General features: G+C 73.3%; 11 protein-coding genes. 3 read left to right on the forward strand and 8 right to left on the reverse strand.

Annotated features, from left to right (window positions below):
* Nucleotides 1–34: 34 nt before the first annotated feature.
* Together ACFYXU_RS05815 and asnB are read right to left on the reverse strand one after the other, a co-directional pair.
* Nucleotides 35–1,069: a hypothetical protein gene (locus ACFYXU_RS05815; RefSeq protein ID WP_389456604.1), complete on the reverse strand. Its 1,035-nt coding sequence runs from the start codon at nucleotides 1,067–1,069 to the stop codon at nucleotides 35–37.
* A complete protein-coding gene (asnB, locus tag ACFYXU_RS05820; RefSeq protein ID WP_389456606.1) occupies nucleotides 1,059–2,858 on the reverse strand; it encodes an asparagine synthase (glutamine-hydrolyzing) in 1,800 nt (599 codons plus the stop codon). The genes ACFYXU_RS05815 and asnB overlap by 11 nt, the downstream gene beginning before the upstream one ends.
* Before the next feature lie 141 nt (nucleotides 2,859–2,999).
* Between asnB and ACFYXU_RS05825 the strand changes: the two genes are divergently transcribed.
* Entirely contained in the window at nucleotides 3,000–3,725 is a 726-nt protein-coding gene (locus tag ACFYXU_RS05825; RefSeq protein ID WP_329851350.1) for a PIG-L deacetylase family protein, read from the forward strand.
* A gap of 174 nt (nucleotides 3,726–3,899) precedes the next feature.
* Here ACFYXU_RS05825 and ACFYXU_RS05830 read toward each other — a convergent pair whose 3' ends face one another.
* On the reverse strand, nucleotides 3,900–5,423 hold the full coding sequence (locus tag ACFYXU_RS05830; protein WP_389456609.1) for a chitinase: 1,524 nt from the start codon (nucleotides 5,421–5,423) through the stop codon (nucleotides 3,900–3,902).
* Nucleotides 5,424–5,885: 462 nt separating this feature from the next.
* Here ACFYXU_RS05830 and ACFYXU_RS05835 point away from each other — a divergent pair, with 462 nt between their 5' ends.
* On the forward strand, nucleotides 5,886–6,224 hold the full coding sequence (locus tag ACFYXU_RS05835; protein ID WP_376507333.1) for a hypothetical protein: 339 nt from the start codon (nucleotides 5,886–5,888) through the stop codon (nucleotides 6,222–6,224).
* A gap of 176 nt (nucleotides 6,225–6,400) precedes the next feature.
* Here ACFYXU_RS05835 and ACFYXU_RS05840 read toward each other — a convergent pair whose 3' ends face one another.
* The 4 genes from ACFYXU_RS05840 to ACFYXU_RS05855 form a co-directional block, all read right to left on the reverse strand.
* Nucleotides 6,401–6,709, reverse strand: coding sequence for a DUF2087 domain-containing protein (locus ACFYXU_RS05840; RefSeq protein ID WP_389407572.1), 309 nt, complete (start codon nucleotides 6,707–6,709; stop codon nucleotides 6,401–6,403).
* 167 nt (nucleotides 6,710–6,876) lie between these two features.
* Nucleotides 6,877–7,662, reverse strand: coding sequence for an ABC transporter permease (locus tag ACFYXU_RS05845; RefSeq protein WP_376507331.1), 786 nt, complete (start codon nucleotides 7,660–7,662; stop codon nucleotides 6,877–6,879).
* Nucleotides 7,659–8,603 carry an ATP-binding cassette domain-containing protein gene (locus ACFYXU_RS05850; RefSeq protein ID WP_389407573.1) on the reverse strand — a complete coding sequence of 315 codons (945 nt, stop codon included), beginning with the start codon at nucleotides 8,601–8,603 and terminating at the stop codon, nucleotides 7,659–7,661. Before ACFYXU_RS05850 ends, ACFYXU_RS05845 begins: the two co-directional genes overlap by 4 nt.
* 44 nt (nucleotides 8,604–8,647) lie before the next feature.
* The gene (locus ACFYXU_RS05855) at nucleotides 8,648–9,316 is read right to left on the reverse strand and encodes a DUF4097 family beta strand repeat-containing protein (RefSeq protein ID WP_329851366.1); all 669 of its coding nucleotides are present in this window, start codon (nucleotides 9,314–9,316) and stop codon (nucleotides 8,648–8,650) included.
* Nucleotides 9,317–9,566: 250 nt separating this feature from the next.
* Between ACFYXU_RS05855 and ACFYXU_RS05860 the strand changes: the two genes are divergently transcribed.
* Nucleotides 9,567–10,328 carry a helix-turn-helix domain-containing protein gene (locus tag ACFYXU_RS05860; RefSeq protein ID WP_361392907.1) on the forward strand — a complete coding sequence of 254 codons (762 nt, stop codon included), beginning with the start codon at nucleotides 9,567–9,569 and terminating at the stop codon, nucleotides 10,326–10,328.
* Here ACFYXU_RS05860 and ACFYXU_RS05865 read toward each other — a convergent pair.
* Nucleotides 10,297–13,962: an amino acid adenylation domain-containing protein gene (locus tag ACFYXU_RS05865; RefSeq protein ID WP_389456611.1), complete on the reverse strand. Its 3,666-nt coding sequence runs from the start codon at nucleotides 13,960–13,962 to the stop codon at nucleotides 10,297–10,299. The genes ACFYXU_RS05860 and ACFYXU_RS05865 overlap by 32 nt on opposite strands.
* Between the last annotated feature and the right edge of the window lie 81 nt (nucleotides 13,963–14,043).

Raw genomic sequence — 14,043 nt, forward strand, 5'->3', positions numbered from 1 at the left:
GCGGGGGTGCGGGGCCGGTGGACGGGGTGCGCGTTCACGCCGTTGCGTGGACACGCCACGGCAGTTCCAGGCGTTCCAGCACCTCGGCGCGCTTGTGGTGGACGCGGACGCGGTCCGGTGCGGCGGAGACGGTGACCGGGCCCGCGGGGGTGCGGACGGGCCCGCGCGGGACGGGCACCACGGTCCCGTCGATGGCCCCCGCGGCGGCGAGCGCGGCGGCGCCGGTGAGCGCGAGCCCGGGATGCCAGCCGCCGACCGTGAGGGCGCGGACGGAGAGCCCGCCGGGGCCGTCGGCGACGGCGGCGATCTTGGGGAGGGCGGAGGCCGGGGGGTGCCCGAGGCGGCGGGCGGCCTCCGCGCGCAGCGCCAGGAGCTGACGCTCCGTCGCCCGCGGGTCCAGGTGCCGGGCGTCGACGAAGACGTACGGATTGCCGTACCGGACGAGGGAGACGGGCACGCCCAGCAGGACGTCGACGGGGCGGCCGGTGGGCAGCGTGCCGGGGGCGTCCGGGGCGCGCAGGAAGCTGAGCGTGTACGCGTCGTGGTGCGGTGCGCGCTCGGGCTCGCACAGGACGGTGTCGCCGGTCGTCACGGCGCGGACCGTGACGGGCCCGGGACGCCCGTCGGCGACGACGCAGGCGAGGAGGGAGTGCCCGCACCCGGCCCGGAAGTCGAAGGAACCGCCGGGGAGGGCCTGGACGAAGCGGTAGCGGAGGGTGCGGGGGTCGAACAGGGCGATCTTGTGGAGGCGGGGGCGGGGCGTCGCGGCGAGGGCGGCCCTCAGCTCGGCGCCGAGGGCGAGCGCCCCGGGCGGAAGCCGGTCGACGCGCAGCACGAGGGTGGGCCCGGGGGCGTCGTGGGCCCGCACGACGAGCGCCTCGACGGTGCCTCCGCGCCCGGCCGTGCCTTCGCGCCCGGCCGTGCCTCCGCGCTCGACCGTGCCTTCGCGCCCGGCCGTGCCCCGGCGCCCGGCCGGGGCGGCGTCCGCGGCCGCGCGCCGGGGCCCCGCAGCCGTCGCGCCCCACGGCGCCGGTCCGGGGCCGGAGACGTCCGGGGGGTCAGGCCGCACAGCCCACCGGGATCCGCATGCCCTGGACGACCTCCGTCCACAGTTCGTGGACGGCGAGGGACCAGAGGGTCAGCGCGGCCTGCGGCGTGGGCCGCTCCAGGTGCCGGGCGAGCAGCTTCGCCGCCCGGTCCGCGCGGATCTTCCCGCCGAGGACGAGACGCGCCGGGGACAGCAGCTCGCGGACCAGGTCGAGGAGCGGGCCGCCGGGGGCGAGCATCGCCTCGACGGGCAGGGTGAAGGGCTGCTTCGGCCGGTTCAGGACGGACGCCGGGAGGAGCTCCCGGCCCGCCTCGTACAGCGCCCGCTTCCCCGTCCGCGCGGCCACCGGCAGCGACCGGGCGTGCGCCACCACCGACGGCTGGCAGAACGGCAGGCGCGCCTCGACCGCCCACGCCATGGACAGGTGGTCCAGGCGCCGCAGGTGGTACGCCGGGAGGCGCCAGCGCGTCTCGAAGGCGCTGATCGCGGTGAGCCGGTCCGCGCCGGCCGCCTCGGCCGAGCACAGCTCCTGCTCGATGCGGTCGGCGGCGGAGCCCGTGTCGGCGATGAAGGCGCGGTACTGGGCGGTGTAGAGGTGCTCGCGGAGCAGCCGGGGGGCGGCGGACAGGGCGTCCGTGTAGGCGGCGGCCCACGCGGGGCCCGCCGCGAGGGCCGCCCGCATCCGGTCGTACCCGCCGAAGAGTTCGTCGGCGCCGTCGCCGGCGAGGGCGACGGTGAAGCCGTTCTGGCGGACGGCGCGGAAGAGGGCGTACGTGGAGAGGGTGATGGGGTCGGCGTTGGGCTGGCCGAGGTGGCGCACGGTGCGGGTGAGGAGCGAGCCGAGTTCGTCGGGGTCGACGGCGACCTCGTGGTGGACGGTCCGGGCGCGCCGGGCGACGGACCGGGCGTGGGCGGCCTCGGAGCCGGGCCAGCGGCCCCGGTAGGTGAGGTGGAAGGTGTGCAGCGGCGGCGCGTCCGTCTCGCGGGCCTGCTCGGCGGCGAGGGCGGTGACGAGCCCGGAGTCGAGGCCGCCGCTGGTGACGGCGCAGACGGGCACCTCGGCCCGGGCGAGCCGGCGCACCTCGTGCCGCAGGACGTCCTGCGTGTCGCCGAGCGGGGCGGCGCGGTGCGGGACCCGGCGGCGGACGACGGGGGCGGCGCCGGGGCGCACGACCGCGGTGGCGCCGGGCGGCAGGACGTCGACGCCGTCGAGGGCGGTGTGCGCGGAGAAGGAGGTGCGGGTGGCGAGGACGGTGTCGAGGGCGTCCTCGCGGGGGGAGATCCGTACGCCTTCGAAGGCGAGGAGGGCGGGGATCTCGGAGGCGAAGCGGGTGGAGCCGTCGTACGGGTCGTGGTGCAGGTGGAGCGGCTTCATGCCCATGTCGTCGACGGCGAGGACGAGTCCGGTGCTGCCGGGCCGCAGGTCGAGGAGCGCGACCGCGAACATGCCGTCGAGGTGCTCGGCGAAGGCGGGCCCGTACTCGGCGTAGAGCGCGGGGAGCAGGGTGCCGTCGCAGCGGTCGGGGAAGCGGTGGCCCCGGGCGGCGAGCGTACGGCGGAGTTCGGCGTGGTTGTAGATCTCGCCGTTGAGCACGGCGAGGACGCCGGGCAGGTGGGGCAGCCGGTAGGGCTGCTGTCCGCCGCGCGGGTCGGTGACGGCGAGGCGGTCGCAGCCGAGCGACCAGCCGGGCCCGCTGAGCACCTGGTGCTCGTCGGGGCCGCCGTGGCGCTGGCGGGCGGAGACCGCCGCGAGCTGGGCCGGCTCGGGGCGGTCCGCCCCGGCGGCGAAGGAGCCGAGGATCCTGCACATGCCGGTCACCCTCCAAGCGCGTCACCCGGATTATCCAATGATTTGAATCTACCAAGCTTTTGAGTGGCGCGTAAGTGCCATGTCCTGTTCACGCCACGACGTGGCCTTGCGACGCCCCCGCCGCCCCAACAGGCTGGCCCCATGGAGGACTTCAACCGGACCACCCCCGAGTCCCTGCTCGTCGTGGCCGCGCACCCGGACGACATCGAGTTCTGCGTGAGCGGCACCGTCATGCAGTGGATCGAGCGCGGCACCCGCGTCACGTACTGCATCGTCACGGACGGCGGCGCGGGCGGTTACGACGAAGCGCTCCCCCGGCAGGCCATGGCGGACCTGCGCCGCGCCGAGCAGGTCCACTCCGCGAAGCTCAGCGGCGTCGCCGACGTGCGCTTCCTCGGCTACCCCGACAGCTTCGTGGAGCCCTCGGTGGAGCTCCGTCGCGACCTGTGCCGGGTGATCCGCGAGGTACGGCCGCAGCGCGCCGTCATCCCCTCGCCCGAGATCAACTGGGCCCGCGTCGCCGACCTTCACCCCGACCACCGCGCGGTCGGCGACGCGGCCCTGCGCGCCGTCTACCCCGAGGCCCGCAACCCCTTCGCCCACGCGGCGCTCCTCAAGGAGGAGGGCCTGGAGCCGTGGACCGTCCACGAACTGTGGCTGATGACCGGCCCCACCCCCAACCAGTACGTCGACGTCACCTCCGTCTTCGACCGCAAGGTCGAGGCCCTGCGCATCCACACCTCGCAGACGGCCCACTTCGACGACCTGGCGGGGCTGCTGCGCGACTGGCTCGGCGAACACGCCTCGGCCGGCGGCCTGCCCCCGGGCCGGATGGCGGAGGCCTTCCAGATCGTGCACATCGACTGAGCGGCCGCCGGGTGGCCCGAGGCGGAGGGACGGCGGCGACCGGGACCGCCGCGAAGGGAGACGCGGCAGGGGCGGCGGCCGAGACGTCGGCAGGGCCTCGGCTGAAGCGCGGCACGGAAACGCGGCAGGGCCCGCCGGTGCGCGGCGGGCCCTGTCGTCAGGTCATCGGTGGGTTCAGCAGGCGCCGAGGTCCTGCCAGACGCCCCACTGGCCGGTGGTGCCGGGCTCCTCGCCCGTCGTCCACCACTTGGCCTTCCAGGTGTGGCCCTTGTGCGAGACCTGCTGGCCGCCGGTGTAGACGGTCGAGGACGCCCACGGGGCCGCGGTGCACTGGGTGGCGCCGCCGGTGACGGTCAGGGAGAGGACCGCCGCGTGCCCGGCCGAGGCGCTCGCCCCGTTGACCACGATCTGGTAGGTGCCGGAGACGGTGGTCGCCGTGGTGTTCACGGTGAGGGTCGAGGATCCCCCGGCCGTCACGGACGTGGGGCTGAGCGAGGCGGTGACGCCGGCGGGCAGGCCGCTGACCGAGAGGTTCACCGTCTGCGCGGTACCGGCGGTGACGGCCGTCTTCACCGTGGCGGAGGTGGAGCCGCCGGCGGTGACGGTGGCGGCGGCCGGGGTGGTGGTCACCGAGAAGTCGTCCGTCGGCGCGGTCGTCCCGCTGGTGAAGGGCGCGAACACGTGCGAGAAGTCCCAGGTGTTCTGCTGGATGCCCGAGCAGTTGTCCGCGGCGGCGCCGCCCGCACAGCTGCCGTTGTCCCGCTGGAGGGCCCAGAAGGAGAGGGTGTTGATGCCCTTGGAGACCGCCCAGTCGTAGACCGTGCGGGCGTTGGCGAGGGTGAAGGTCTCGGCGGGCCCGAAGTCGTCGACGCCGATCATCTCGGTGATGCCGACCATGCCCCAGAGCTGGGCGGCCGTCTTCGTGGGGTACAGCTTGGCGAGCTGGTCGTAGAGGCCCTGGGCGGCCGTCTTGGTGTCGGCGGCCATGTCGTGGGCGGCGTTGTCGTAGTAGTCGAACGTCATGAGGTTGACGACGTCGACCTTGGCGCCGTTGGTCACGGCGTTCTTGAGGACCGCGAGGCCGCTGGCGGCGAGGCCGTGCGTGGTCGTCGGCAGGGTGTACGAGATCTGGAGCTGGCGGCCGTTGGCGGCGGCCCAGTCCTGGAGGATCTTGATGGCCTTGTTCCGGCGGTCGATGCCGGCGGCGTTGTCGAGGGAGTCGACCTCGATGTCCATGTCGAGCCGGGTGACGTCGTACGTCGTGACGACCTTCTGGTACGCGGCCGCGACCTGGTTGACGTCGGTGCAGCTGTCGGCGATCTCGGTGCTGGTGGTGTCGGCCGTGTAGCCGCCGAAGGAGGGGATGACGTCCCCGCCCCGGGACCGGATCGTCGAGATGTCGGCGCCGAAGGAGGACTGCGCGATGGGCAGCCCGGTGTCGCCGTTCCAGAGGACGGTGCAGGAGCCCTTGGCGGCGGTCTGGAGGAACGCCATCGTCAGGTGCTTGGCGCCGGACTGCGCGCTGAGGGCGGCCGGGCTCTCGCCGGTCCAGGACTCGAAGTAGGGGGCGAAGACCCGGGCGGGCAGCGGCGTCGCCGCCTGCGCGGGGGCGGTCGCGACGGTGGCGAGGCCGAGGGCGGCCACGGCGGTCACGGCGGCGGTGAGGGCCGAGCGGAGCGAACGTACGCGTCGTCTCATGGCGATCCAATGCCTGTGTGGGGGGGGTACGGGAGTGCGTCAACGTCCTTGTCGCGCACGACTGTTGGGTCACGACGAAACCCCGGGCACCATGAGCACGTCAATGGCCTGGACCAAACTTGGACTAGACCAATTCCGCGATTCGATGCGTGGTGCATCCAGCGATTGCGGTCGGGTCCTGGAGCGATGCGCACGGACGGCCCGATTGGTCCAACGAGCCACACCGGGACGGCCTCACGCCCGGAACCGCCACCTCCGGGAACGGGCCCGCACCCGGAACGGGCCCCCGGGACCGGTCGGCACCCGGACCCGGGGCCCGCACGGAGGGGCCAGGACCCGGCGTCTCCGCAGGCAGGCCCGGACCCGGAACCGGCGTCTCCACGGACCGGCCCGCACCCGGAACCGGCGTCTCCACGGACCGGCCTGCTCCCGGCGGCGGCCCATGCTGCCTAGGATCGCGGCATGACCCCACAGACCCGTCACGCGCGCGCGTCCCTGTCGCTCTGGTCGCGGGACTCGTTCCTGTCCGTGGGCTCGGTCGGATCGATGCTCTCGATCGGTTCGGTCGGCTCCTACCTCTCCGTCGGCTCGGTCGGCTCCTTCCTCTCCGTCGGCTCGGTCGGCTCCGCCCTCTCGGTCGCCTCCATCGGCTCCTGGGCGAGCCTCGGCTCCCTGCTCTCCGCCCAGTCCCGCTGGTCGGTCCTCTCCTGGCGCTCCCGCCACGGCGTCCTGGCCGCGGGCGCGGTCCTGGCTGTGGCGGGCACGGTCGCCCTGACGGCGGGCGCCCGGCGCGACCGCTGACGGCCGGAGCGTCCCCGGGACCGGGCGGAGGCGCCGGGGACGGACTTCGTCGAGGCGGAGCTGATGCGGGCCTTGCGCTCCGACCGTGACAACGAGCCGTTCACGACCGTACGATCCGGCTCCTGCCCGAGATCTGACGCCGGCCGGGCGAAGCCGTGGCCGGTCGGCCGGCGGGATCACGCGACGGCGGGGACCGTGTCTCCGGGGGTGTCGGGGCAGTACGGGCGGCGGTAGTCCGAGCCGTCCTTCGTACGGGAGAGGAAGCCGCCGATCACCAGATGGCGGCGCAGCGCCGGGAAGTCCTCGTGCACGGCGCGCAGGGCCTCGTTGACCTCGGGCTCCCGGTAGGTCCGGTCGGCTTCGAAGAGGGTCGTGGCGAGGTGCGCGAGCAGCGCCTCGCGCCGGGCGGGCCGGCGCGGGATCGCCTTGAGGCGCCCGTCGGCGGAGAAGAGGTCCGCGACGGGGCGGACGGGATGACTGGTCATGCCGAGAGACTGGCGGCCGACTCCCCGGTCCGGCAAAGGGTTTTCAGCCGGCGTCGGTCCCGTCGACGCGGGCCTGTCGGCCGCCGCCCCCGTGTGAGCACCGCACGACGAAGGGCCGTCGCGGGTGAGCCGCGGCGGGCCTTTCGTGGGGTCGTGCGGGGTTGCGGTCAGCGGGGGTCGCGGTGGAAGACGGCCCTGGTCCAGAAGTAGCCGAGGAGGGTCAGGGCGAGGGACCAGGCGAGGGTGAGCCAGCCGTTGTGGCCGATCTCGGTGCCCAGGAGGAGGCCGCGGAGGGTTTCGATGGCGGGGGTGAAGGGCTGGTACTGGGCGATGGGCTGGAACCAGCCGGGCATCTGGTCGACGGGGACGAAGGCGCTGGAGATCAGCGGGAGGAAGATCAGCGGCATGGCGTTGTTGCTGGCGGCCTCGGCGTTCGGGGAGACCATGCCCATGCCGACGGCGATCCAGGTCAGGGCCAGGGCGAACAGGATCAGCAGGCCGAGGGCGGCGAGCCATTCGAGGGGGGTGGCGTGGGTGGAGCGGAAGCCGATCGCGACGCCGACCGCGCCGACCAGCAGGACGCTGGCGACGGACTGGATGACGCTGCCGATGACGTGGCCGGTGATGACGGAGCCGCGGTGGATGGCCATGGTGCGGAAGCGGGCGACGATGCCCTCGGTCATGTCGGTGGAGACGGAGACGGCGGTGCCGATGGTGGTGGAGCCGATGGTCATCAGGAGCAGGCCGGGCACGAGGTAGGCGATGTAGTCGGCGCGGTCTCCGCCGCCGATGCCCGCGCTCATGGTGTCGCCGAAGACGTAGACGAACAGCAGCAGGAGCATGACCGGGGTGAGGAGCAGGTTCAGGGTGAGGGAGGGGTAGCGGCGGGCGTGCAGGAGGTTGCGGCGCAGCATGGTGGTGGTGTCGCGGGCGGCGAGGGCGAGGGTGCTCATCGGACTACTTCCTTGGGCTGGTCGGTGGCGGTGAGGGCGAAGAAGACGTCGTCCAGGTCGGGGGTATGGACGGTGAGTTCGTCCGCCTCGATGCCGGCCGTGTCCAGCCGGTCGAGGATGAGTCGGAGTGCGCGCTGGCTGCCGTCGCTGGGCAGGTGCAGGGCCAGGGCGTCGTCGTCGCGGGCCGCGTCCGCGAGGGCGGTCGTGGCGGTGCGGTAGGCGGTCGGGTCGGTGAAGCGCAGGCGGATGTGGCCGCCGGGGATGAGGCGCTTGAGCTGTTCCGCGGTGCCTTCCGCGGCGATCTTTCCGTCGTGGAGGACGGCGATCCGGTCGGCGAGCTGGTCGGCCTCCTCCAGGTACTGGGTGGTGAGGAAGACCGTGACCCCGCCGGTGACGAGCTCGCGGATGATCTGCCACATGGTGTGCCGGGAGCGGGGGTCCAGACCGGTGGTCGGCTCGTCGAGGAAGATGATCCTCGGGCTGCCGACCAGCGTCATCGCGATGTCCAGCCGCCGCTTCATGCCGCCGGAGTACGTCGACGCCGGCTTCCCCGCCGCCTCCGTCAGGTCGAACCGCTCCAGGAGTTCGGCCACGACCCGGCGGCCCCGCGCCTTCGGCAGGTGGTGCAGGTCCGCCATCAGCAGCATGTTCTCCTCGCCCGTGATCAGACCGTCGACCGCGGAGAACTGGCCGGTCACACCGATCGCGGCGCGCACCGACTGCGCGGCGGTGGCCAGGTCGTGGCCGGCGACCGTGACCTGTCCGGCGTCGGCGGTGATCAGCGTGGACAGGATCTTCACGGCGGTGGTCTTGCCCGCGCCGTTCGGGCCCAGGAGGGCGAAGACCGAACCCTCCGGGACGCTCAGGTCGATGCCGTCCAGAACGGTCTTCTCGCCGTAGGACTTGCGCAGCCCGGTCGCTGCGATGGCCTGGGTGGTCATGTGAGGTACTCCTTCAGGGGCTGCGCGTCGGTCGGTGGGATGGGCTACAGGCTGCGGGCGGCGATGTCGCCGTAGGAGGTGGTGGCGCGGACGGTCAGGGCCGGAGTGCCGTCGTTCTTCAGGGTGTTGGTGACGCGGCCGTACGCGGTGCCGGCGTCGAGGACGGCGGAGACACCGGCGGCGGCGGTGATCTCGATGTCGCCCTTCTGGGTGGTGAGGTCGACCGTGCCGCCGACGGCCTGGGCGACGCGGATGTCGCCCCGGGCGGTGGTGAGGTCGGCGGAGCCGGTCAGGCGGCCGACCTCGATGTCGCCGTCGGCGGCCGTGAGGCGCAGGCTCGCGGCCTCCTCGACGGTGATCCGCCGGTAGGCGCCCTCGAAGGTGACGTCGCCGAGGCGGCCGGCGGTGGTGAGTTCGGTGGCGGCGGCGCGGGCCTCGACGCGGGAGCCGGCGGGCAGCTGGACGGTGACCTCGACGGAGCCGGTGTCGCCGCCGAGGAGGTCGTTCTTCGGCTTGGGGACCTCGATGCGCAGGACGCCGTCGGCGTAGGCGACTTCGGTGCGCTCGGCGGTCTTCACGTCGCGGCTCCGGGAGGGGTCGGCCGGCCGGACCTCGACGGTCGTGTCGGCGCGGTCGGAGGCGAGGAGGCGGATGCGTCCGGCGGGGACGGCGAGGACGGTGACGATCGCGGCGGCGGTGTCGAACTTCTGCATGGTGCTTCTCCTTGGTCGTGGCGGGCGGTGTTCCGCCGCGCTCTTTCCGATGAAGGAAAAGCTACGTTGCGTTCGCTAGTCCGGCAAGCATGTTGTTGCTTGAAATCCCTGTTTTGGCAGGTCACTTACGCGATTTCATTGCAATGGTTCTGAATCTAATGCAACAGCGCACCCTCAGTGCGTTGCAATGGAATGTCGGTGAACGCTATGCTGAGGGCTCCAGGGAGCACGGACCGCGAAGGAGACCGCGATGCCGGGAGGCAGACTCACCCAGCCCGAACGCCAGCAGATCGCCACCGGGTTGGCCGACGGCCTCGCGTACGCGGAGATCGCCCGACGCCTCGACCGCCCGACCTCGACCGTCACACGGGAGGTCATGCGCAACGGCGGCCCCACCGGCTACCGGGCCGACCTCGCCCACCGCGCCACCGAGCACCGCGCCCACCGCCGCAAGCCGGCCGCGGCCCGGGGGACGGCCGCCGTCCCCCAGGCCCACGGGCGGGACGCGGAGGCCGTGAGCGCCTTCGAGGAGACGTTCACGACCGTCATGATGGCCTCGGGCATGCCCAAGATGATGGCCCGCGTCATGGCCTGCCTCACCCTCGCCGACGCGGGCAGCCTCACCGCGTCCGAGCTCGCCGACCGCCTCCAGGTCAGCCCGGCGTCCATCTCCAAGGCGGTCGCGTTCCTCGACAGCCAGAACCTCATCCGCCGGGAGCGCGACGACCGCCGTCGCGAGCGCTACACCGTCGACGACGACGTCTGGTACCAGGCGATGACGGCCTCCGCCCGGTCCATCGCGCAGATCGTCGAGACCGCGCGGCAGGGCGTCACCGTGCTCGGCTCCGGCACTCCGGCCGGTCACCGCCTGGAGAACGTCGCCCGCTTCCTCGACTTCGTCTCCGAGTCGACGGCCCGGGCCGCCGAACAGGCCCGGGCCGTCCTCCACTCGAAGCCCCCGGCCGACCCGGAGGAGGACGCTACAGACCCAGGCGGTAGCGGATCTTCTTGACGAGCTCCGTCAGATCCGGCTGCCGGAGCAGGCTGTAGTGGTCCGCGTCCAGCTCGACGACCGTCGGCGGACGGGTCGACCAGCCCGTGGCGCCCTCCAGGAACGAGTAGTCGTCGCCCTCGGCCTTGAAGAGCGTCACCGGGCAGCTCACCTGCCGCTCCGTCAACTCCCGGAAGGTGTACGTGAACTCGAAGGTCTCCTCGACGATCGCGACGATCCGCCCGATCAGGTCCGGGTCCAGGGCCGGGAAGTCCGCCGCGACGCGCGCCACGAACCCGGCCCGGTCCACGGCCCGCACGCCCGGGTCGATCGTCCCGGCGAAGACCGAGTACAGGATCGTCACGAACGCCGGATTGCCGTACGACGCCCCGCCCGTCTCCGAGGACCGGACCTTCGGGGAGCCCGGGGCGATCAGGAAGAGGTTCTCCACCTGCTCCCCCGCCGCCTCCAGGAGGTGCGCCGACTCGAAGGCGACGCAGGCGCCGAAGGAGTAGCCCCACAGGGTGTACGGGCCGGTGGGCTGGCGGCGGCGGATCGCGGACACGTCGGCGGCGGCCATCTCGCGGATCGTCCCGTACGGCTCCTCACCCCGGTTGACGCCGTGCGCCTGCACCCCGTAGAAGGGCCGGTCGACGCCGGCCTCCTCGGCCAGGTGCCGCAGGTTCATCGTGTACCCGCCGAGCCCCGGCCAGCAGTACACCGGCGAGCCCGCGCCGGCCGCGTGGAGCCGCACCAGACGCGAGGAGGGCGTCGCGGCGGCGCCGTCCAGGCGGTGCGCGAGCTTCTCGATCGTCGGACGCTCGAAGAGGATCTGGAGCGGCAGCCCCGCGCCGAACTCCCGGTTGATCCGGGTGACAAGGGCCACCGCGATCAGCGAGTTGCCGCCGGACTCGAAGAAGTCGTCCAGGACGGAGACCGCGCCGGTCTCCTCGTACTTCAGCGCCGCCGCCCAGATCTCCGCGAGCCTGCCCTCCGTGCGCGTCCGGGGCAGGACGTGCGGGCGGCCGTGCAGTCCCGCGTTGACCACCGCGAGGCCGGCGAGCGCCTTCGTGTCCACCTTGCCGTTCGCCGACAGCGGCAGCCGGTCCAGGACCACCACCCGGTTCGGGATCATGTAGTCCGGCAGGTGGTGCGCCAGGTCGTCGCGGATCATCTCCGCCGGGCCCTTCATGTGGACCGTGTCCTCGTACATCCCCTCGCTCAGCCGCTGTTCCTCGCTCACCCGGCCGCCGACGAAGAAGTACGAAGGACCCGTCCACCGTCCCGCCGCCGTCAGGATCTCGTCCACGCGCCGGGCCGCGGGCAGCGGATGACCCGACTTCGAGCTGTAGCCCGCGGACATGAACCCGAGCCCGTGCCCGCCGAGCTGGAGGCGCTGGAGGACCCGGCCGAGATCGACGTACGCGCGGTCCGGGTCCGTCGTCCGGCTCACCGCCGTGACGCCGAACGCCGCCCGCTCGTACACCGCCTGGTTGATCGCGATGACGTGCCTCTTCTCGACGAGCGAGGGCGAGACCCGGGTCAGCGTGCCGTCCCCGTGGACGTACTGGCCCCGCGGGAGGTCCCGGACCGCGTCCCCGTGCGCCTGGACGTAGAGGTCCACCTCCGGCTCGGACCGTCTCGCCCCGTCGTACGGGACGACCTCCCAGGCCCCGTCCCCGCACCGCCTGACGTCCAGGCCGTACCCCGGCAGGACCTCCTCGAAGAGGCCCACCATGTGGCCCGCCTCGATCTCCAGGACCTCCTGGATGTTGTTCCGGTACACCGGCTCGATCGCGGCCCGCCGGCCGTGGAAGCGGAACCGGAGGAACGGTTCACCGGGCTCGTCCGACGCCTCCGTGCGGTACAGCCGGTGCCGGACCGGGTGGTAGTAGTACGTGCCCGGGTCCAGACCCGCGATCCCGCGCGCCTCCACGGACAGCTGCGTCGCGTACAGCGCGCCCGGCGAGGCGTAGCCGTACTTCGGCAGCAGCCGCTCCTCGCTCGTGAACTGCCCGAACCAGCGCAGGATCTCGCCGAGGTCGGCCGCGGTGAGACCGGCGGGCGACCGGGAGCCGATGCCCTCGGGGCGGCGGGCCAGGGCGGCGAGGACGTCGGCGCGGGTGACCTCGCCCCCCTCGTAGAAGCGGTACGTCTTGCGGGCGAAGACCGTACGGCGCATCCGCCCGGTCGGCGTCGCCCCCGGCAGCTCCACCACCGGGCAGCCCGCGAGCTCGGCGTCGTCGCGGGTGCCCGCGTTCGACAGCTGCGCCTTGACCTGGAGCTTCGACTCCTTCGACTGGTGGTGGGCGCCGTGGTTGCCCTGGTCCATCAGGGCCGCCTCCCTCGGCGACAGCTCCACGCAGGCCACCAGGTTCTGGAAGCCGGTGCGGGGCTCGTCCTTGACGATGACCGCCGCGTGCCTGACCCAGTCGTGGTCCTCGATCGCCAGCGCGATCTCGTCCAGCTCGACGCGGAAGCCGCGCAGCTTGATCTGGTTGTCCGCCCGGCCCGCGAAGTGGACCGTGCCGTCGTCGTCGATGTGCGCGAGGTCGCCCGTCCGGTACAGCCGCTCGCCGGCCGCGTCCGTCACGAACCTCTCGGCGGTCAGCTCGGGACGGTCCAGGTACCCCCGCGCCACCTGGACCCCGCCGACGCACAGCTCGCCTTCCCGCAGCCGGAAGGTCGTGCCGTACGCCGGTCTGCCGATGGGTATCGCGGCCGGTCCGTCGGCGACCGTCGCGCGGTCCACCGTGTACGACGAGGCGTTGATGGTGCACTCCGTGGGGCCGTACAGATTGACCAGCTCCGCGTCCGGCAGCTCGGCCAGCAGCCGCACGGCGAGGTTCCTGGAGAGGGTCTCGCCGCCCGAGTACACGCGGCGGAGCCCCCGGCAGGTGCCGAGCCGCTCCGTGTCCACGAGGGCCTGGAGGAGGGTCGGCACCCCCTGGAGCAGGGTCACGCCGTGCGCCCGGATCGCGTCGACGAGGCCCTCCGGGTCCCGGTGGACCCCCGGCGGGCCGACGGCCACCCGGCCGCCGACGGCCGGGGCGAGGATCTCCCACTGGGCGGCGTCGAAGCTCATCGGGGTCTTCTGAAGGACGACGGCGTCCGGGCCGAGCCCGTGCTCCGCCTCCATCCACCGCATCTGGGACACGATCGAGCGGTGCTCGACCATCACCCCCTTCGGGCGGCCGGTGGAACCGGAGGTGTAGATGACGTACGCGAGGTGGTGCGGCGCGGGGCCCGCGGGCGGTCTCCCCGGCCGGACGTCCCCGGGGGTCACGACCCTCGTGCCCGGCGGGGCGAGGTCCACGACCCGGTCCCGGAAGCGGTCCTGGGTCACCACGACCCGGGCGCCGCTGTCCTCGATCATGTACCGGAGGCGTTCCTCCGGGTACTCCGGGGAGAGCGGGACGTACGCGCCGCCGGACAGGACGACGCCCCAGATGCCGGTCATCAGGCCGAGCGACGGCTCGACGTGGACACCGACCCGGTCGTCGGGACGGACGCCGAGCGCGTGCAGGTGCGCGGCGAGGGCGGCGGCGGTGTCGTACAGCTCCCGGTAGGAGAGCGTGTCCTGGCCGAAGGTGACGGCGGGGGTGTGCGGGTGCGCGTCGACGTGCGCGCGCAGAAGCCGGTCGAGCGTGCTCATGGGGTCCCTTCGGGTGGGGGCCCACCCCCGTTGTGGGCATGCGTTCCGCCGGGGCGGAACGGGTGGGCACAACGGAACGGC

The sequence above is a fragment of the Streptomyces sp. NPDC002232 genome, assembly GCF_042890295.1.
Classification (GTDB): domain Bacteria; phylum Actinomycetota; class Actinomycetes; order Streptomycetales; family Streptomycetaceae; genus Streptomyces.

Coding starts and splice junctions, on each gene's coding strand:
- ACFYXU_RS05855 (WP_329851366.1), bottom strand. CDS start 9,316: ATGCAGAAGTTCGACACCGCCGCCGCGATCGTCACCGTCCTCGCCGTC.
- ACFYXU_RS05850 (WP_389407573.1), bottom strand. CDS start 8,603: ATGACCACCCAGGCCATCGCAGCGACCGGGCTGCGCAAGTCCTACGGC.
- ACFYXU_RS05840 (WP_389407572.1), bottom strand. CDS start 6,709: ATGACCAGTCATCCCGTCCGCCCCGTCGCGGACCTCTTCTCCGCCGAC.
- asnB (WP_389456606.1), bottom strand. CDS start 2,858: ATGTGCAGGATCCTCGGCTCCTTCGCCGCCGGGGCGGACCGCCCCGAG.
- ACFYXU_RS05835 (WP_376507333.1), top strand. CDS start 5,886: ATGACCCCACAGACCCGTCACGCGCGCGCGTCCCTGTCGCTCTGGTCG.
- ACFYXU_RS05845 (WP_376507331.1), bottom strand. CDS start 7,662: ATGAGCACCCTCGCCCTCGCCGCCCGCGACACCACCACCATGCTGCGC.
- ACFYXU_RS05860 (WP_361392907.1), top strand. CDS start 9,567: ATGCCGGGAGGCAGACTCACCCAGCCCGAACGCCAGCAGATCGCCACC.
- ACFYXU_RS05865 (WP_389456611.1), bottom strand. CDS start 13,962: ATGAGCACGCTCGACCGGCTTCTGCGCGCGCACGTCGACGCGCACCCG.
- ACFYXU_RS05830 (WP_389456609.1), bottom strand. CDS start 5,423: ATGAGACGACGCGTACGTTCGCTCCGCTCGGCCCTCACCGCCGCCGTG.
- ACFYXU_RS05825 (WP_329851350.1), top strand. CDS start 3,000: ATGGAGGACTTCAACCGGACCACCCCCGAGTCCCTGCTCGTCGTGGCC.